Consider the following 19,089-nt stretch of genomic DNA (forward strand, 5'->3'; position numbering starts at 1 on the left):
TATGCGCGCGTCTCGTTTAATTACCATCCTGCTGCTGAATGTACTGGGTTTGGTACTGTTCTTTTCCTGGTATCTGCCGCCGGATCATGGATTTTGGTTTGGTCTCGATAAAGCGATCTTCTTTGGCTTCAATAACCAAATGGTTGACCATCCTGGCTTCGCCTTGCTGGTGGCCATCACCAATTTCCGCGGTTTTGACGCGGTCTCACTATTAGCAATGGGACTGCTGTACCTGTGGTTCTGGCGCCGCGAAACACCGCAGGGGCGACGTCGTATGTTAGCCATTGGTATCGCCATGCTGCTTACCGCCGTGGTGCTCAATCAATTGGGTCATTTGATTCCTGTTCAACATGCCAGCCCGACGCTGTTTTTTGAAAACGTCCATCGTGTGAGTGAGCTGACCGGTATTCCAGCCAAAGATGCATCCAGCAATAGCTTCCCCGGCGATCACGGCATGATGCTGATTATTTTTGCCTGCTTTATGTGGCGTTATTTTGGCTTCCGCGCCTTCCTGATGGGCATGGTGATTGTGGTGGTCTTCTCTCTACCGCGTGTTATGGCCGGTGCGCACTGGTTTACGGATATTGCTGTCGGATCGCTTTCCGTGATTCTGGTGGGATTAAGCTGGTGGTTATTAACCCCCGCCAGCGATAAATTGGTGAATTGGCTCTATCGCGCGCTGCCAGGGAAACATAAGCCCCGCACATAATTGTGAAGCGCGGATGACAATAACAAAAAAAGTCGATCATCCGCGCTTATCGAATCCCAAAATACATTATTAGCATGCTAACGTTTTTCTATTAAAAGAAAACATTATGATAAAAAATCAGTAACAATAGCTCTTTTCTCATATTGTCCAGCCAGAACCCTCTTAAAATCAGCCTTAGCGCCTGAATTGGCGTCCATTATTACGGCTAATTAGCCCTTAAATCGCGACCAATTGATGATAAAGTAGCCATTGTGTTACGGATTGATTTCACATCATTAAAACCTATAAAAATTTATATAAAAGCACTCGCCACGCGGTCTGTAATCGGTTAACCTCAAATCCGATTACTAAGAGCGCAGCATAAAATTCGGTGCCTTATGAAACAAAAATGTGTTCATTAACACATTTTAGTAATTAAGGAATTGTCTTAAGCGGTCTGACTTATTAATCTCGAAACCGTTTTGTCATCTGGCTGGCGACATTGTGTCGTAAGGACATCAAAGGAACACACGTATAATGGTCAAGTCTCAACCAATACTGAGATACCTCAGGCGGATCATCCCCGCAGTAGCACTAGCAACACTTTTATCAGCATGTAGTAGTACGCATAACGGTCAGAACGCGAATAACGAGAATCATGAAGTTAACAACCAGAATGGTTTTTTACTTCAAGCGTCTCAGGACGAATTTGAACAAATGGTGCAGAACGTGGACGTTAAGTCCCGCATCATGGATCAATACAGTGGCTGGAAAGGTGTACGTTATCGCTTAGGCGGCGACACCAAACGCGGCATTGATTGTTCTGCTTTTGTTCAGCGCACCTTTCGCGAGCAGTTCGGTTTAGATTTGCCACGCTCAACATCAGAGCAGCAGGATACCGGTAGAGAAATTTCGCGCAGCAAACTGCGTCCAGGTGATCTTGTTCTGTTCCGCGCCGGCTCAACGGGGCGCCACGTAGGCATCTATCTCGGCAATGATAACTTCGTGCATGCATCCACCAGCAGTGGTGTGATGATTTCCAGCTTAAACGACAGTTACTGGAAAACGCGGTATCGTGAAGCGCGTCGGGTCTTAGCTAAAAATCCTAGCTAACCTATCCTTTTGAAGATCCTCTCAGCCAGAGAATCAGAAAACGCTGCCCCGGCAGCGTTTTTTTTCGTTTGCACTTTCTTACCCCAAATCCAATCGATAAAAAGTAATTGAGAATCAGAAATATAACGAGACTTTTCGCGCGACCTCGTTATATTCTCGTTTGCTTACTGGCCGCAACGGTTTGCATCAAAGTCGGATGAAAAATGCCACGATGAGGCAACACTGAACGCCAGGCACCAGCGAGCAGTAGTGCACGATGTATATAATAATAATGGCGCCAAAAGGGGAATGCACTCCATGCCACTGTCGGGGACGTTTAAGCCTCATGCAAGCTATTCGCGCCGCATCGCCTGGAGTAGCGCGATCATCGGGGGCGTGTTCTTTCTGCTGTTTGTGACCGTTCTGCTGACGTTAACCTGGCAAAAACGGCTGCAACAACATGAACAGTTGCTGATTCATAGCCGCGACGATTTACAACAGGTGGTGTCAACCCTGGTGGATACCCTTTATCCATTACAGCAGTACACCCAATTGCAATGCAGTAGCGTCAGCCGTGAACTGACCTCTCGCGCCGCTTTTGCGGGTAATATTCGTGCCATTCTGCTGGTGCAAAACAGCAATGCTTATTGCTCATCTGCCACCGGTGCCTTTCTACTCCCAGCGAATGATATTTCTCCAGACTCGGAGTTGGAGCGCGATCGCGATATCCGCCTGTTAGGGGGCACGCCATTACTGCCGACCAAGCCCGCGCTGGCGCTTTGGATGAAAAACCCCGGTTCAGCGGAAACCGGTATTCTCGCCACCATGAATATTAGCCTGACACCTTATCAACTGCTGGCCTCTTACCATCCAGAAATCACCGGTATGGCCTTAATTATTGGCGATAAAGCACTGCTCAGTGGTAAAAACGAGGTGGTTAAAGTCAGTGAACTTCCGCCTGCATTGTCGGAAATGGGCTTTAAAAATAGCGAAATGCGTTTCGTTGTCTACGGCAATACCTTGGCCCAGCGTGACTATCACTTGATTTTTCTCACTGGACTACTGGCCACGCTGTTTACCAGCGGAGCCAGTTGGTTGCTGCTGACGCTGTATCAGCGACCGGGCAAAGAGATTATGCAGGGCATCAAACGCGGTCAGTTTCATGTGGAGTACCAGCCGCTGGTTACCGCTCACGATGGGCAGCCCTACGGCGTGGAAGCCTTGCTACGCTGGACACACCCCACAGAGGGCATGATCCCACCTGATGCCTTTATCAGTAACGCCGAAGCACAAAACCTGATTATTCCTCTCACCCAGCATCTGTTTAAGCTCGTCGCGCGCGATGCGCAGTTTCTCAGCCAGCAGTTACCGCGCGGCACACGCATGAGTTTGAATCTCTCCCCTTTACACCTGGCTTCCGACAACTTCCGCCAGCATGTTCAGGAGTGGATTGCTGAAATGCCGGCCGATCACTTTAACTATGTGTTTGAGATTACTGAGCGCACGATGGTGAGTGAAAACAATGCTGGGGAGATTTTCGCCTGGCTGCATGAACACGGTATTAAGATTGCCATTGATGATTTCGGTACCGGCCACAGCGCACTCATTTACCTGGAAAGATATCCTTTCGATTATTTGAAGATCGATCGCGGTTTTGTGCAGAGCATCGGGACTGAAACGGTCACGTCACCGGTACTGGATGCGGTGTTGCTGCTGGCGAAGAAACTCAATCTGAAAACAGTTGCCGAAGGGGTAGAAACGGGCGATCAGGCCGCTTGGTTGGTGAATCGCGGAGTGACACATCTGCAAGGCTATCTTTTTAGCCGTCCACTGCGCCCAGACCACTTGGTGAGCTATTATCAGCGGCAGTCCGCGCTTGCTTAACGTCACGTCATCGTCATGAAACTGTTACCATAGGGTGCGGATACCCAGAGGAGATCGCCCCACTTATGCTGCTGCGTCTTGTCACAGCGTTGCTGGTCTTTATTGCCATTGCGCCACTGCATGCTGAAACCATTAATGAAAGCTATGCCTTTGCCAAGCTGGGCGAGCCAAAGTATGCGGTGAATTTCAGTCATTACGATTACGTCAATCCTGCCGCACCTAAAGGCGGAAAGATGACGCTTGCCGTGGTGGGTACCTACGATAACTTCAACCGTTATGCCTCACGAGGCAATCCAGGCGCTGGGACTGATACGCTGTACGATGGCCTGTTTACCACTTCCGACGATGAACCCGGTAGTTTTTATCCGCTGATTGCCGAATCGGCACGCTATCCCAATGATTACCATTGGATGGAAGTCTCAATTAATCCTCATGCTCGCTTTCAGGATGGCAGCCCGATCACCGCCCAGGATGTGGCTTTTACTTTCCAGAAATTCATGACCGAAGGTGTACCCCAGTTTCGCGTTGCCTTTCGCGGGGCTCAGGTCAAGGCGCTGAATAACTTAACCGTGCGCATTGATATGCCCAAACCCGATAAGGACATGATCCTGAGTTGGTTGACGCTACCAGTGCTGCCGCAACAATTTTGGCATGATAAAAAATTCAATGAGCCGATCGGCTATCCCCCACTGGCCAGCGGGCCCTACCGCGTCACGTCATATAAATCAGGCCAGTTTATTCAGTACAGCCGGGTGAAGAATTACTGGGCTGCCGACCTGCCCGTCAATCGCGGCCGGTTTAATTTCGATACGCTGCGCTACGACTATTATCTTGACGATAATGTCGCCTTTGAAGCCTTCAAGGCGGGTGCGTCAGACCTGCGTGAAGAGAGTTCAGCGAAAAAGTGGGCCACCCAGTATCTGGGGCGTAACTTTGATAATCATGCGATCGTGAAGTCCACCACGCCCAATACCGTATCTACTGATACCCGTTGGCTGGCATTTAATAATGAAAAACCGCTGTTTGCCGATCGGCGGGTACGCGAAGCACTGACACTGGCGTTTGATTTTGAATGGATGAACAAAGCGCTGTTCTATGGCGCTTATAAGCGTACCGACAGCTATTTCCAGAATACAGAGTACGCCGCCAAAGGTTACCCAAAAGCGGAGGAGTTGATCCTGCTGGCGCCTTACAAAGCGGAGCTCCCTGCAGAAGTTTTCACCAGCGAATATGCCCCACCCCATTCTGATGGTAGCGGCTTCGATCGTGGCAATCTGCTGAAAGCCATGAATCTACTGAAACAAGCCGGCTGGGAGATTAAAAACCAGCGACTGGTTAACGTTAAAACCGGTCAGCCCTTCCGTTTTGAATTACTGATGCGTAGCGGTACCCAAAATGACTGGGCACTGCCGTTCCAGCACAGTCTGCAACGCCTTGGCATTCAGGTCGATCTGCGTCAGATTGATACTTCGCAATATCTACGCCGCTGGCGTGAAGGGGATTACGATATGATCCCTACTCTGTATCAAGCCAACCCTTGGCCTTCCACCAATCTGCAAACCAGCTGGCAGTCTCAGTACATCGATTCTTCGTGGAACACACCCCGCGTAAAAAATCCGATCGTTGATCACTTCGTGCAGCAAATCGTTGATCATCAAGGTGATAAAAAAGCGCTGTTACCGCTGGGTAAGGCGTTGGATCGCATCCTGTTGTGGAATGCCTATATGATCCCGATGTGGTATAACGCCGAACAGAGGCTGGCATACTGGGACAAGTTTTCGCATCCTGAAATCAAACCCGCTTACGCAACCGGCTTAGACAACTGGTGGTATGACGTGAATAAAGCCGCAAAGTTGCCGGCTGACAGACGCTGAGGAGAGCAGTTTGGGTTCCTATTTCCTACGCAGGTTACTGCTGATTATTCCTACGCTGTGGGCCATCATCACCCTGAACTTTTTTATTGTGCAGATTGCACCCGGTGGTCCGGTCGATCAGGCGTTGGCTAACGCGCAATTCGGTCACAGCACGGGAATTTCGAATGCCGGCGGCGGAGATGTCGGGGCTCGAGGTGCGCTCACGCGTGATAACCCAGGCGACAGCCAGTACCGCGGTGCGCGCGGGTTGGATCCCGAAGTCATTGCTGAAATCAAGCATCGCTATGGTTTCGATAAACCATTGCTCCAACGCTACGGTGAAATGCTGTGGAATTATCTGCGTTTTGATTTTGGCGATAGCCTGTTCCGCAGTGCCTCAGTTTTGCAATTGATTAAAGAGAGTCTGCCTGTTTCCATTAGTCTTGGCTTATGGAGCACACTCATTATTTATCTGGTGTCGATCCCGCTCGGCATCAAAAAAGCGGTACGTAACGGCAGCGCCTTTGATATCTGGAGCAGTACTTTTATCATCATTGGCTACTCCATCCCGGCCTTTCTGTTTGGCATCATGCTCATTGTGCTGTTTGCTGGCGGCAGCTATTTAGATTGGTTCCCTCTACGCGGACTGACGTCGCCGCAATTTGATTCGCTGCCGTGGTACGGCAAAATCGGTGATTATCTCTGGCATATCACACTGCCTGTGCTGGCAACGGTGATTGGCGGTTTTGCCACGCTGACCATGCTGACCAAAAACTCCTTCCTGGATGAAATTCGTAAGCAGTATGTGGTAACCGCCCGGGCCAAAGGCGTAGATGAAAAACGCATTCTCTACGGCCATGTTTTCCGCAATGCCATGCTGTTAGTGATCGCTGGATTTCCTGCCACCTTTATCAGTATGTTCTTTACCAGCTCAGTGTTGATTGAAGTGATGTTCTCGCTTAATGGCCTGGGACTGCTGGGTTACGATGCCACCATTCAACGCGACTATCCGGTGATGTTTGGCACGCTCTATATCTTTACGTTAATCGGACTGCTGATGAATATTCTCAGCGACCTGACCTACACACTAGTCGATCCGCGCATCGATTTTGAGGGACGCTGATGAGCCTGTCGCTAATCAATCAGCAGCGCTGGGAGCGCTTCCGCCATAACCGACGCGGTTACTGGTCACTGTGGGTTTTCCTGGTAATTTTTGTGCTCTCTCTGGGCGCAGAACTGCTGGCTAACGACAAACCGCTGCTGGTGCACTATCAACAGCGCTGGTATATGCCGCTCCTGTTTAATTACAGCGAAAGCGATTTTGGTGGCGACTTTACCACGCCAGCGGATTATCAAGATCCTTGGTTGAAACAGCGCATTGACCAGCAAGGTTGGGCCATCTGGGCACCAATCCGCTTCAGTGACAGCACGATTAATTTCGCCACCGATGTCCCCTTCCCTTCTCCGCCCTCAAAGCAGAACTGGCTTGGCACCGATGCTAACGGCGGTGATGTGCTGGCACGCTTACTCTATGGCACGCGTGTTTCTCTGCTGTTTGGCATTTTACTGACGCTCTTCTCCAGTGTGATTGGCATTGTGGTGGGTGCAGTACAGGGTTATTTCGGCGGGCGGGTCGATCTGGTGGGGCAAAGGCTGATCGAAGTGTGGTCAGGCATGCCGTCACTCTTTTTGCTGATCCTGCTTTCCAGCGTGATTCAGCCCGGCTTTTGGTGGCTGCTCTTGGTCACCGTGGTATTTGGCTGGATGAGTCTGGTGAGCGTGGTGCGAGCTGAATTCCTACGCACGCGCAACTTTGATTACATTCGAGCCGCACAGGCACTGGGGGTGAGTGATGGTCGAATCATGTTGCGCCATATGCTACCTAATGCAATGGTCGCCACACTCACGTTCCTGCCCTTTATTTTGTGCGGTTCGATTACCACGCTGACCTCCCTGGATTTTCTTGGTTTTGGTCTTCCGGTCGGTTCACCGTCGCTGGGTGAGCTACTGCTGCAAGGCAAAAATAACCTTCAGGCCCCCTGGCTGGGGCTCTCCGGTTTCTTCGCCCTCGCCCTATTGCTATCGCTGTTAATTTTTATCGGTGAAGCGGTGCGCGATGCCTTTGATCCCAGTCGGGGACGTTAAATGAGCTTACTCACTGTCAATCATCTTGCCGTGGCGTTTAATCAACGCCGGGTTGTGGAAGATATTTCCCTGAATATTGACGCCGGTGAAACGCTGGCGTTAGTGGGAGAATCAGGTTCGGGCAAAAGTGTCACCGCCCTGTCCATTATGCAACTGCTCCCTCAGCCGCCTGTTACCTATCCGCAAGGTGAGATCCTGTTTAATGGCCAGAACATCCTGCAGGCCAGCGAGCGCGAAATGCGTGGCCTGCGCGGTAATCAAATGGCGATGATTTTTCAGGAACCGATGGTTTCGCTCAACCCGCTGCATAACGTTGAAAAGCAGTTGTATGAAGTACTTTCTCTGCATCGCGGGATGCGGAAAGAAGCGGCACGTGGTGAAATTATTAGTTGCCTCGATCGTGTCGGCATCCGCAATGCCGTGTCACGCCTTAAAGATTTTCCGCATCAGCTTTCTGGAGGAGAGCGTCAGCGCGTGATGATCGCGATGGCGTTACTCACGCAGCCCAAACTGTTGATTGCCGACGAGCCGACGACCGCGCTCGACGTCACCGTACAGGCACAAATACTGCAGCTGCTAAGAGAACTTCAGCGTGAAATGAATATGGGCATGCTATTCATCACCCATAACCTGAATATTGTGCGTCAGCTGGCTCACCGCGTAACAGTGATGCGCAATGGCCGGGAAGTAGAACACAATCGTTGTGCGCTATTGTTCAGCCAGCCGCAACACCCTTATACCCGAGAATTGCTGGCCGCCGAACCGGATGGTCAACCGGTCACACTCACGCAGACCAAGCCCCTGCTCCAGGTTAAAAATCTGCACGTGGGTTTTCCTGTCCGTCGTGGATTACTGAAGAGAACCGTTGCAGAAAAGCGAGTACTGCAAGATCTCAGCTTTACGCTGCGCCCCGGTGAAAGCTTGGGTCTGGTGGGGGAATCAGGATCCGGCAAAAGCACCACCGGATTAGCGCTGCTGCGTTTGATTGCCTCGCGTGGTGAAGTTTGGTTTGACGACCAGCCCTTGCATACACTTACCCGTAAGCAGTTACAGCCGCTACGACCGCGCATTCAGGTCGTGTTTCAGGACCCTAACTCCTCGCTTAATCCGCGTATGACGGTTCAGCAAGTGATTGCGGAAGGGCTGGCGGTACATCGTCCAGAGCTAAGTGCTGCACAACTGGAAGCCAGTGTGATTGCGGTCATGGAGGAAGTCGGACTGGATGCAGAGAGCCGTTCACGCTATCCCGCTGAGTTCTCTGGCGGACAACGCCAACGCATCGCTATTGCTCGAGCGTTGATCCTACAACCGCAGTTGATTGTGCTGGATGAACCCACCTCTTCACTAGATCGCTCAGTGCAGAAGCAAATTCTCACCCTGCTTCGTCGCTTGCAGCAACAGCACCAGCTTGCCTATGTGTTTATTAGCCACGATTTACAGGTCGTACGCGCACTCTGCCATCAGCTCATTGTGCTGCGCCAAGGGGAGGTCGTTGAGCAAGGGGAGTGCGAGGCGTTATTTAACGCCCCAGCCACCGAATATACACGTCAACTGTTAGCTTCTGCGCAGGGCAAGCCATTGAATTAATGGCCTTCAAACGTTTCGGCAATCGCCACGCCCTGATTTTTCAGGCAACAATTGGTGGCACTTTCGTCACCACGCTGAATCAGCAGGCACGGTTGCCCTTCGCAACGGGCAATTTTGCACTCTACCTGAATCTGCGCCAGTGTTTCCCGTAGCTGTTGCAAAATTTCCAGCGCCGGAAGGCCATCATGGCTTAAAAGGCGCAGCACCACTAAATCTTCATCGTGCACACCGTTTGCCGCTTCCTGGCGCTCTATTTCCCCCGCATGGTCTAATGACCAGCGATAGTGTTGCGGTAAGCGATGCATAACCGAAAGTTGCAGCATAATTACGGTCCCCAGAGACGTTAACGCTTATTCACGACGACGGCAGTAACGTGTGAATCCCTACCTGGTTAGTTCAGAATACGGACGTCAAGGTTTGCCTTCTCGTTTTAAGCACAAAGCATGTAGCAAAATTATTATTTGCGAGCATTATCGCATTTATGCCTATGTGTACCTTGTTCGACGGCAGTTAACAATCATTTTAGACTCAATGTTGTTACTTTTTTATCTCTTAATTTTCACATTATGGAAACATTAAGCATAACGAATATGTGGGGATTCGCGAGTTTGATTGAAGGGCATACGGATTGAGAGATAAGGAAATGCGAAGCAGCGCGGTTTATCGCGCATTTGTCAGCAAAACAACGGCTGCAAATACGCGCGATAAATCGCGCCGTTACGGTTTAGCACTAACTTTTACTTTAAAGCGACACATCACGTGGCTCCCGTTTAACGTTCAAGACGGGGGCTACGGAGATGATATTTGGCGTAGTCGCCCTGCTACGTCAATCAGGCGTGACGTGGACGTGCCGCGTAGCTGAACAATATGATTGAAATCGTGGCACATAGCGCAATCGTTGCGACCATCGGCCAGGCGCTATTGATACTCACCAGTGACATCAATGCGCCAACCAATGCGCCAACACCAAAACGCAAGGTACCGGCCAGTGAAGATGCCGTACCCGCCATATGTGGAAACTCGTCCAGAATCACTGCCATCGCATTGGATGAAACAGTGGAAACACAGCCGATAAACATGGCGACACCAAACACCAGTGACAGGAAACCGAGATCCAGCGCACTGGCGATCAGCAACCAGATACCCATCGCAAACTGAATGATCAGCCCGATACGGAACATGGCCAAGGGGCCAAAACGGCGCACCGCACGGCTGTTGATCAATGTCATCACAAACAGGAACACCACATTAAGGCCAAAGTAATAGCCAAAGTTCTGCGGTGAAACGTGATTCACTTCGATGTAAACAAATGGCCCTGCATTAAGGAAAGTAAATAATCCCGCGAATGAGAAGCCGCTCGCCAGCATGTAACTGAACGCGCGCTTATGCCTGACCAGCGCAACAAAGTTACTTATTGTGGTACGTAAATGAAAACGCTGCCGTTGCTCAGGCTTGAGCGTTTCACGGATCTGTGTCACCACCAGTACCGTGGTAATCAGAGCAGCCACGGCGAGCGTCCAAAAAATCGCATGCCAGTTCCACAGCAGTAGCAACCAACCCCCGATGATCGGTGCCAGCAAGGGTGCTATGGTGGTCACCAACATCACGAAGGACATCATGCGCGAGAAATCCTCTTTCGAGTAACTATCACGCATCAAGGCGTTGATGACCACGCTGGCCGCCGCCGCCGATAAGCCGTGCAGGAAGCGCATAAAGATCAGTTGATCGATGGTTTGTGACAGCGCGCACGCCGCCGCAGCGCAGGCAAAGATCAATGTGCCCAGCACAATCACCGGTTTACGCCCGTAGCTGTCTGCCAGTGGGCCATACACTAACTGACCAATCGCAAAGCCAAGAATGTAGAGGTTGAGCGTCATCTGCACGCTGCCCGCCGAAACAGCAAATTCGCGCGCGATTTGCGGCATCGCCGGCAGATACATATCAATGGACAGTGGCATTAACATCGCCAACAAGCCCAGAATCACGACCAAACCGACCGGTGAATTCTTTTCCTTACGCACCACTTTCTCCTGCTATTTGCGCTTTTTAAGTTCTTCAGGCAGCCCGATGCTGTCGATCTCTGCCGCGGTGAGTTCACGGTATTGACCTTCATCCAGATCCTCATCCAGCACAATGTCACCAATGCTTTCGCGGTGCAGCGCTGATACATGGTTGCCCATAGCCGCAAACATGCGTTTAACCTGGTGATAGCGCCCTTCGCTGATGGTCAAGCGCGCGGCCTTTTCATCGAGGATCTCCAGCACCGCTGGTTTGGTCAGCTCTTTTTCATTGTGCAGCTGAACACCGGCCGCAAATTTCTCGATCAACGCCGGATCGATAGGCTCCTCGACTTCAACCAGATAGGTTTTTTCGAGGTGATGGCGTGGAGAAGTAATGCGATGCGACCATTGACCATCATCGGTCAGCAGGACCAAACCGGTAGTATCAATATCCAGACGGCCAGCAGCATGCAGCTTGAAGGCAGCCGGTTCTTCAATGAAGAACAATACGGTGGGATGATCGGGATCGTCGGTGGAGCAGACATAACCCTGTGGCTTATTCAGCATGAAATAGCGTGGGCCGGTTTGCACCACCAGTGGGTTGCCGTCATATTCGATTTCGTCATCTGGCAAGACTTTGTAGGCCGCGTCGCGAACCACTTCGCCGTTGATGGTGACTTTCCTGGCGCGGATTTCGCGGCCAGCGATAGCACGGCTGACTTCCAGCTGCTGAGATATGAATTTTTCGAGTCGCATGAATTCGCTTTTGCCTGTTACTACGGAGGGAACTGAAACGGCGTTTTTAAACCGTTAAAAAAGTGTGGGCAGTATAGCTTGATCCTTCGCCTGCTAACAGTACCGCGCCTGCGTTTCAGCTGTTTTCATGGCATAATGCGTGCCCGTTTGAAGAAAAAAGTTTGCCCTGATGTCCTTTACCCTGCGCCCGTACCAGCAAGAGGCAGTTGACGCCACACTCCAGCATTTTCGCCGCCACGAAACGCCCGCCGTGATCGTGCTGCCGACGGGTGCCGGTAAAAGTCTGGTGATCGCTGAACTGGCACGGATTGCCAGAGGACGCGTGCTGGTGCTGGCGCATGTGAAAGAGCTGGTCGAGCAGAATCACAGTAAATATCAGGCGTATGGTCTGGATGCCGATATTTTTGCCGCCGGTTTGCAACGTAAAGAGAGCGAAAGCAAAGTGGTATTTGGCAGCGTGCAGTCCGTGGCGCGCAACCTGGATCGCTTTGACAGTGCCTTCTCACTGGTGATCGTTGATGAGTGCCACCGCATCAGCGACAACGAAGAGAGCCAGTATCAACAACTGTTCGCGCATCTTCGTCAGCACAATCCTCAACTGCGCCTGCTGGGACTTACCGCCACACCGTTTCGCCTGGGTAAAGGCTGGATTTATCAATTCCACTATCACGGTATGGTACGTGGCGATCAGCATGCGCTATTCCGGGATTGCATTTATGAATTGCCGCTGCGCTATATGATCAAGCACGGATTTCTGGTCCCCCCCGAACGGCTGGATATGCCTGTTGTCCAGTATGATTTTAGCCGTTTGATCCCACAGAATAATGGCTTATTTAGTGAAGCCGATCTCAATCGCGAATTGAAGCAGCAGAATCGCGTAACGCCGCACATCGTCAGACAGATCGTGGAGTTCGCAGAAGATCGCCGTGGAGTGATGGTGTTCGCCGCCACGGTAGAACATGCGCGTGAGATTTTATCTCTGTTGCCGGAGAACAGCGCGTTGGTGTCGGCGGAAACCGTGGTGAAAGAACGCGACCGTTTGATCAGCGAATTTAAAGCGCAGCAGTTAAAGTTTTTAGTGAACGTCGCGGTGCTGACCACCGGCTTTGACGCGCCACACGTCGATCTCATCGCCATTCTTCGTCCCACTGAATCTGTCAGCCTGTATCAGCAAATCGTCGGGCGCGGCCTGCGTTTGTCTCCGGGCAAAACCGATTGCCTGATCCTCGATTATGCTGGCAATCCGCACGATCTCTTTACACCGGAAGTCGGCACGCCAAAAGGCGCCAGTGACAACCAGCCGGTACAGGTGTTCTGCCCAGCCTGTGGTTTCGCCAATACCTTTTGGGGAAAAACCACCGAAGATGGCCACATCATTGAACATTTTGGCCGTCGCTGTCAGGGCGTGATGGAGGATGATGAGGGCAATCGTGAACAGTGCGACTATCGCTTCCGCTTTAAAAGTTGTCCCGACTGCGGTGCAGAAAACGATATTGCGGCTCGCCGCTGTCATCAGTGCGAACGTATTATGGTCGACCCTGATGATATGTTGAAAGCCGCGCTAAAACTTAAAGATGCACGCGTGCTGCGCTGCGGCGGCATGACACTGGAACAAGGGCGTGACGAGAAAGGGGAATGGCTAAAAGCGACCTACTTTGATGAAGATGGCACCAGCGTCAGTGAGCGTTTTCGTCTGCAAACGCCTGCACAACGTAAAGCCTTCGAACAGCTGTTTATGCGACCGCACCAGCGGGCACCCGGCGTGGAGTTGGGCTGGCAAACCGCTGCGGATGTCATCGCTTTACAACCCTTATTACGCCATCCCGATTTTGTGGTGGCGCGTGCGAAAGGTCATTTCTGGCAGATTCGCGAGAAGATGTTTGATTATCAGGGGCGTTACCGGCGGGCAAATGAGCTGCGATAAGCGGCAGAATCATTTGCCCATACCCCCTAATACGGCTATAATGCCGCCCGCTTTTGCATCCGTAAAAGCGTTTGAATAACCGTCTGTTGCTGGGTCGCCTGTAGCAGAAATGATTAAAGAGAAATCAAATGATCACTATCAAAGCTGAAGTACGTAAAGAGCAGGGTAAGGGTGCGAGCCGCCGTCTGCGTGTAGCAAATAAATTCCCAGCCATCATCTATGGCGGAGACGAAGCTCCAGTGGCTATCGAACTGGACCACGATTCAGTGATGAACCAGCAGGCTAAGCCAGAGTTCTACACCGACGTGCTGACCATCGCTGTTGATGGTAAAGAAGTTAAAGTTAAGGCTCAGGCGGTACAGCGTCATCCGTTCAAGCCAAAACTGCACCACATCGACTTCGTTCGCGCTTAATCGCCAACGAGTTGAAAAGAGAACGCCGCATTAGCGGCGTTTTTTTATGCCTGAAAATCAGTTACCGCCGGTTCGACGCTGTAACTGATCGCGCAGATTAGGCGGTGTCCCTTTGATGGTCAGGGTATCGGTGGTTGGATCCCAAAAGATACGCTCGCCCAATAGCATGGCATCAAAATTCAGCGTCAAGCCACCACCGCTGCCTGCAAATTTGGTTAACTGACGCAGCGTGCTGCGATCCGCCGGGAAGTGCTCTTCCAGTTCGTACCCCTGCTCTTGGGTAAATGCCTGGAAGGTTTTTTCGCCCAATGGCGGCAGTTCACTGGAGAGATCTTCCAACGCAATCTCCTCCCCCGCCTGCAATTGGTCGTTGCAGTAGCTGTATACCTGCTGACGGTAATTCTGACGCTCGTTCTTATCGAGATTAGACTCCGCGCAGTAATCATCTACCGCCTGCAGCAAACCCCGGTTCTGTGCTTTGGTGTCGAGGCCAACGCTGGCACCGAGGAAATCCATAAAGAAATCGGCCACTTTGCGCCCGACGCGTCCGCGCAGGAAAGTCAGATAACGGGTGGATTCTGGATTAGTTTCCCACTCAGTCAGATCAATACGCGCCACAATGTCCGCATGATTGATGTCGAGATAATGGGTACTGCTGATATCTAACTGCTCATTGACGCGCATGCTCGACTGGCTGCTCAGCATCGCCACCAGCAAATACTCAACCGCCAGATAGCGATAGTGCAGGAACAGTACCACGCCACTTTCCGCAAACGGATATTTGCCCAACTCATCACGCAGGCGACCTGTCGCCGCACGGCTGAAAGCCAGAAAGTCATCTTGTCCTTTGCGGCAGTTACGTAGCGCATCGGCCAGTTCGCTCTCTTCATTAAACAGGCCGTAAGCCTTACTTTTAGCGCTATACACCCGATGCAACTCTTCCGCCATCTCTTCTACCGCACGGGTAGTTGGCAGTAACGTGTCACGCAGGACCAGCTCCAGCTGATTCTCATCACGTTTAACTAACTGATGCAGGGCAATCTGGTCGATATCCAGACTCATGGTAGACTCTCCTTTAGGCTCAGGCGCGTATTCAAACACCGCCCGCCGCTGCTTTCAACTGCACGCACAAACTGATCGCTCTGCTTGCGATAAAATTGCGGAAAAAAGTGCGTTGTTACGGTAATATACCGCCTTTTCACACTTGATTAGTCGACGATATGCCACAATCATCCCGTTATAGCGACGAGCGCGTAGAGAAGCTTCTCGCGCAGATGGCGCAGATTCTTGAAAAAGACAAAGCGCCAACCGACCTTTCCCTGATGGTATTAGGGAACATGGTTACTAACTTGATCAACACCAGTGTCTCGCCGGCCCAGCGCCGCAGCCTGGCGAAATCTTTCGCGGAAGCGTTGCAGTCTTCCGTTCGCGATGACAACGCCCACTAAATTGCAGATCTGACCTCATAAATATGGTAACCAACCGGCAGCGCTATCGCGAAAAAGTCTCCCAGATGATCAGCTGGGGGCACTGGTTTGCTCTGTTTAATATCATCTTCGCGCTGATTTTAGGTAGCCGCTATCTGTTGGTCGCCGACTGGCCTGCGTCACTCGCGGGTCGTATTTATGCCTATACCAGTTGGATTGGTCACTTTAGCTTTATCGTGTTCGCCGGTTACCTGCTGGTCATTTTCCCGCTGACCTTTGTGGTGATGTCGCAACGCTTGCTCAGGGTGCTATCAGCCATTATCGCGACCGCTGGGCTGACGCTGATTATGGTCGACAGTGCGGTGTTCAACCGCTTCCATCTGCACCTTAATCCGGTGGTGTGGGAGTTGGTGATCAACCCCGACCAAAGCGAGATGGCGCGCGACTGGCAGCTGATGTTTATCAGTGTGCCTTTGATTTTCCTGGTAGAGATGCTGTTTGCCACCTGGAGTTGGCAGAAGCTGCGCAGCCTGAACCGGCGCTCGTTCGGCAAACCGCTGGCTGCCCTGTTTATCTGTGCTTTCTTCGCCAGCCACCTTTTATACATCTGGGCCGATGCCAATTTCTATCGCCCGATTACCATGCAGCGCGCCAATCTGCCGCTCTCCTATCCGATGACCGCACGGCGTTTTCTTGAACGCCATGGTTTGCTGGATGCGCAGGAATATCAGCGCCGCCTGGTGCAGCAAGGTGACCCAGAAGCCCTGTCGGTGCAGTATCCGCTGAGTGATATTACTTTCCGCGATGCGGGCACACGTCATAACCTGCTGCTCCTGACCGTTGATGGCTTGAGTAACAGCAACCTTGATAAAGCGTTACCGTCGCTGAATCAGTTTGCCAGCGATAACGTGCGCTTTACCCAGCACTACAGTGCCGGTCTTCAGCCGGAAAAAGGCCTGTTTGGTCTCTTCTACGGTATCTCTTCCAGCTACATGGATGGCGTGTTAGCCGCACGTATGCCTTCATCGCTGTTAAGTGCATTGAATTCGCAAGGTTATCAGTTTGGCTTGTTCGCATCGGATGGCTTTAGTCAGCCACTCTATCGCCAGGCGCTGTTGGCCGATTACAGCCTGCCGGAAGCCACTACTCAACCGAACAGTACGACGGTTAGCCAATGGCAAAACTGGCTCAATGGCGAGAAAGGCAATGGCTCGCCTTGGTTCTCATGGATTGCATTGAACGGCGTGAACGTCACTGGCGACAGTGCCAAAGTGCGCCAGCGCAGTTACCAGCGCCAAGCCACCGGCATTGATGAACAGATTGCTGCGGTGCTACAAACGCTGCAACAGCGCGACTTGCTCAAGAATACCGTTGTCGTGATTACTGCGCAGCGCGCGGTGACGATCGATGGAAATGATGACAATCCTGGTAATCGTGCCACGCTGCAAGTGCCACTGGTGGTGCATTGGCCGAATACGCCAGCACAAACTATTGATCGTCTGACCGATCAGCAGGACGTGATGACGACGCTGATGCAACGCCTGCTGCACGTCCGCACTAACCCGGCCAACTATTCGCAGGGGGAAGACCTGTTTGCTGCCCAACGCAGTCACAATTGGGTCTCCAGTAGTGAAGACGGCAAGTTAGTAGTGACAACGCCAACCGTTACGCTGGTGTTGAACAATAATGGCAGTTACAGCGCCTATGATGCCCAAGGCAAGCCACTCAAGGATCATAAACCTCAGTTGGCGCTGTTGTTGCAGGTACTCACTGAAGAGAAGCGCTTTACGGCAAACTGATTAATTATGAGACAGTTAACACCTGCCCATATTGCAATCGGTTGAAGAACCAGTAGACTACTTCTCCACGTTCGGCACGTAGCGCAGCCTGGTAGCGCACGGTCATGGGGTGTCCGGGGTCGGAGGTTCAAATCCTCTCGTGCCGACCAAATTCCCAAAAAAAGCAGCCATCTAGGCTGCTTTTTTTATTGGGGATTTTGACGTTTACCTCTGTGGCACAAGCGTTTCGATCTGCATTTTGCCATCAGATTTTTTTACTCTAAATTCGACCTCAAATTCACGACTGAAAGGCCATTGCTGAGCTGATTGTTTTTTGGCTGAAGTCAGCTTTACAGAGTAGTGATAAGCAATATTGTCCTCATAATCGAACCCATTGTTGGGTAAACAAGTTGTCGCGTTGACGCTCACCATCGGCGAGAAGAAGCGCGTGGTACGTCCCTCAGATTGACTCAAGGGATAAATCGATATCGCCTCAAGCTTTTCATCGTCATGAGGTTGGACCCTGACACAAACCTCATTCTTTTGTAAAATCACGTCTGCTTTTTCTGTTGAGGGTATGCGGTCTCTCGTGCCGGGACACCCGCTCAATAACAGCGTGGATATCATGAGCAAAATCCATTTCATATGCTTATCTCTGTCGTTACGTGAATCGAAAATACCTGCCAACTGCGCTTAGACATCTCCGCTTTTTCATTTATCTGCGATCACTTAACGTCATTCCGCGCCAGCCACTCTTCACGGGTGATCTCCCAGGTCCCTGCTAACAGTTCACCTTCTACAAACGTTTTGCGATAGGTATCGACTAAGCGCATGCCGGTCCGTTCAGAGATGCGGCGAGAGGCCTGGTTATCCATTGCTTTAGGGACACGCAAGCACGATTGCTGCAACTCAAGAAACCAAAATGCCGTAACAGCCTCGCAGGCTTCGCTCATTAAGCCCTGTTTCTGCCACTCCGGTACCAGCCAAAAACCTCGGTTATCTTCCGGGCCGAGTCGTAATGAAATCAGACCAATCAATGTTTGCGGATTGGAACGATGGCGTAGACTCCAGTGCCACGCCTGCCCTGCCTGCATGGCGGGCAATGCCATCCCATCAATATATCGGCTGGCGCCATCCGGCGGGAAAGGCCAAGGTACAGAACTCACCAGATGGCGAACAATTTCCCAACGCGGAAAGACCTGTTGTACCTGAACAGCATCCTCGCTTTCTAACGGCTTAAGAAGAAGACGCGGGGTTTCCAGACGGGGGACTTCCATTATGACCTCCTTGGTTAATTTATTAATTATTATCAAAAAATGGAGTTACATGCTTGAAAGTTGTCGATTAAGCCACTGGTAATAACGCAGTCTGGTGCCGCTCTGGGGCTGGCGGTACAGGTGATAACGCAGTCTGGTGCCGCTCTGGGGCGGGCTGCCCTCGCGCCGCTGACGCGGTACCTTCACTTCACTCGTCAGCCTGACGGACCGGCGCAGACGGGACTTTCCCTGTCCCGGCTGCACCTTTCGCCAGCATCCATGCTGG

At 51.6% G+C, this 19,089-nt stretch carries 18 protein-coding genes and 1 tRNA gene; 13 read left to right on the plus strand and 6 right to left on the minus strand.

The features are described 5' to 3' along the window. Window position 1 precedes the first annotated feature (1 nt). The 7 genes from HA51_RS22710 (at window position 2) to yejF (ending at window position 9,249) form a co-directional block, all read left to right on the plus strand. Window positions 2-709, plus strand: a complete 708-nt coding sequence (locus HA51_RS22710) for a phosphatase PAP2 family protein (protein WP_084937137.1) — start codon at window positions 2-4, stop codon at window positions 707-709. 516 nt (window positions 710-1,225) lie between these two features. Further along, a complete protein-coding gene (mepS, locus tag HA51_RS22715) occupies window positions 1,226-1,801 on the plus strand; it encodes a bifunctional murein DD-endopeptidase/murein LD-carboxypeptidase (protein ID WP_084937140.1) in 576 nt (191 codons plus the stop codon). 297 nt (window positions 1,802-2,098) lie between these two features. Beyond that, complete coding sequence (locus HA51_RS22720; protein WP_084937142.1) at window positions 2,099-3,664, plus strand: cyclic di-GMP phosphodiesterase; 1,566 nt, start codon at window positions 2,099-2,101, stop codon at window positions 3,662-3,664. A gap of 65 nt (window positions 3,665-3,729) precedes the next feature. Further along, window positions 3,730-5,538, plus strand: coding sequence for an extracellular solute-binding protein (locus HA51_RS22725; protein ID WP_084937145.1), 1,809 nt, complete (start codon window positions 3,730-3,732; stop codon window positions 5,536-5,538). A 10-nt stretch (window positions 5,539-5,548) separates the two neighbouring features. After that, window positions 5,549-6,640 carry a microcin C ABC transporter permease YejB gene (locus HA51_RS22730; protein WP_084937147.1) on the plus strand — a complete coding sequence of 364 codons (1,092 nt, stop codon included), beginning with the start codon at window positions 5,549-5,551 and terminating at the stop codon, window positions 6,638-6,640. Beyond that, window positions 6,640-7,662, plus strand: coding sequence for an ABC transporter permease (locus HA51_RS22735; RefSeq protein WP_084937150.1), 1,023 nt, complete (start codon window positions 6,640-6,642; stop codon window positions 7,660-7,662). The genes HA51_RS22730 and HA51_RS22735 overlap by 1 nt, the downstream gene beginning before the upstream one ends. After that, the gene (gene yejF, locus HA51_RS22740) at window positions 7,663-9,249 is read left to right on the plus strand and encodes a microcin C ABC transporter ATP-binding protein YejF (RefSeq protein WP_084937153.1); all 1,587 of its coding nucleotides are present in this window, start codon (window positions 7,663-7,665) and stop codon (window positions 9,247-9,249) included. Here yejF and HA51_RS22745 read toward each other — a convergent pair. The 3 genes from HA51_RS22745 to rsuA all read right to left on the minus strand — a co-directional run bounded on the left by HA51_RS22745 (window position 9,246) and on the right by rsuA (window position 12,005). After that, window positions 9,246-9,572, minus strand: coding sequence for a YejG family protein (locus tag HA51_RS22745; RefSeq protein WP_084937155.1), 327 nt, complete (start codon window positions 9,570-9,572; stop codon window positions 9,246-9,248). The genes yejF and HA51_RS22745 overlap by 4 nt on opposite strands. Window positions 9,573-10,079: 507 nt before the next feature. Next, complete coding sequence (locus tag HA51_RS22750; protein WP_084937158.1) at window positions 10,080-11,270, minus strand: Bcr/CflA family multidrug efflux MFS transporter; 1,191 nt, start codon at window positions 11,268-11,270, stop codon at window positions 10,080-10,082. A gap of 12 nt (window positions 11,271-11,282) precedes the next feature. After that, a complete protein-coding gene (rsuA, locus tag HA51_RS22755) occupies window positions 11,283-12,005 on the minus strand; it encodes a 16S rRNA pseudouridine(516) synthase RsuA (protein ID WP_084937160.1) in 723 nt (240 codons plus the stop codon). Window positions 12,006-12,174: 169 nt separating this feature from the next. On the opposite strand from rsuA, the gene radD reads away from it, so the two are divergent. Further along, a complete protein-coding gene (radD, locus tag HA51_RS22760) occupies window positions 12,175-13,929 on the plus strand; it encodes a DNA repair helicase RadD (protein ID WP_084937163.1) in 1,755 nt (584 codons plus the stop codon). A 128-nt stretch (window positions 13,930-14,057) separates the two neighbouring features. Continuing rightward, window positions 14,058-14,342, plus strand: a complete 285-nt coding sequence (gene rplY / locus HA51_RS22765; RefSeq protein ID WP_084937166.1) for a 50S ribosomal protein L25 — start codon at window positions 14,058-14,060, stop codon at window positions 14,340-14,342. Between the two features lie 57 nt (window positions 14,343-14,399). Here the strand turns inward: rplY and yejK are convergent, their stop codons facing one another. After that, window positions 14,400-15,404, minus strand: coding sequence for a nucleoid-associated protein YejK (yejK, locus tag HA51_RS22770; protein WP_084937169.1), 1,005 nt, complete (start codon window positions 15,402-15,404; stop codon window positions 14,400-14,402). 158 nt (window positions 15,405-15,562) lie between these two features. Between yejK and HA51_RS22775 the strand changes: the two genes are divergently transcribed. From HA51_RS22775 to HA51_RS22785, 3 genes are all read left to right on the plus strand, one after another. Continuing rightward, the gene (locus HA51_RS22775) at window positions 15,563-15,790 is read left to right on the plus strand and encodes a YejL family protein (protein WP_034824987.1); all 228 of its coding nucleotides are present in this window, start codon (window positions 15,563-15,565) and stop codon (window positions 15,788-15,790) included. A gap of 23 nt (window positions 15,791-15,813) precedes the next feature. Continuing rightward, window positions 15,814-17,568, plus strand: coding sequence for an LPS biosynthesis-modulating metalloenzyme YejM (yejM, locus tag HA51_RS22780; RefSeq protein ID WP_084937171.1), 1,755 nt, complete (start codon window positions 15,814-15,816; stop codon window positions 17,566-17,568). A 72-nt stretch (window positions 17,569-17,640) separates the two neighbouring features. Further along, window positions 17,641-17,717 (plus strand) — tRNA-Pro (locus tag HA51_RS22785). Between the two features lie 55 nt (window positions 17,718-17,772). On the opposite strand, the gene HA51_RS22790 is transcribed toward HA51_RS22785, so the two are convergent. Both HA51_RS22790 and HA51_RS22795 read right to left on the minus strand, forming a co-directional pair. After that, a complete protein-coding gene (locus tag HA51_RS22790) occupies window positions 17,773-18,192 on the minus strand; it encodes a putative T6SS immunity periplasmic lipoprotein (protein WP_139810725.1) in 420 nt (139 codons plus the stop codon). An 80-nt stretch (window positions 18,193-18,272) separates the two neighbouring features. Then, window positions 18,273-18,824: a GNAT family N-acetyltransferase gene (locus tag HA51_RS22795; RefSeq protein ID WP_084937179.1), complete on the minus strand. Its 552-nt coding sequence runs from the start codon at window positions 18,822-18,824 to the stop codon at window positions 18,273-18,275. A 60-nt stretch (window positions 18,825-18,884) separates the two neighbouring features. Here HA51_RS22795 and HA51_RS27350 point away from each other — a divergent pair. After that, window positions 18,885-19,089 (plus strand): hypothetical protein (locus HA51_RS27350; RefSeq protein WP_211282981.1); only part of this gene is annotated, 205 nt, incomplete at its 3' end.

The sequence above is a fragment of the Pantoea rwandensis genome (assembly GCF_002095475.1).
In the GTDB taxonomy this organism is placed as follows: domain Bacteria; phylum Pseudomonadota; class Gammaproteobacteria; order Enterobacterales; family Enterobacteriaceae; genus Pantoea; species Pantoea rwandensis.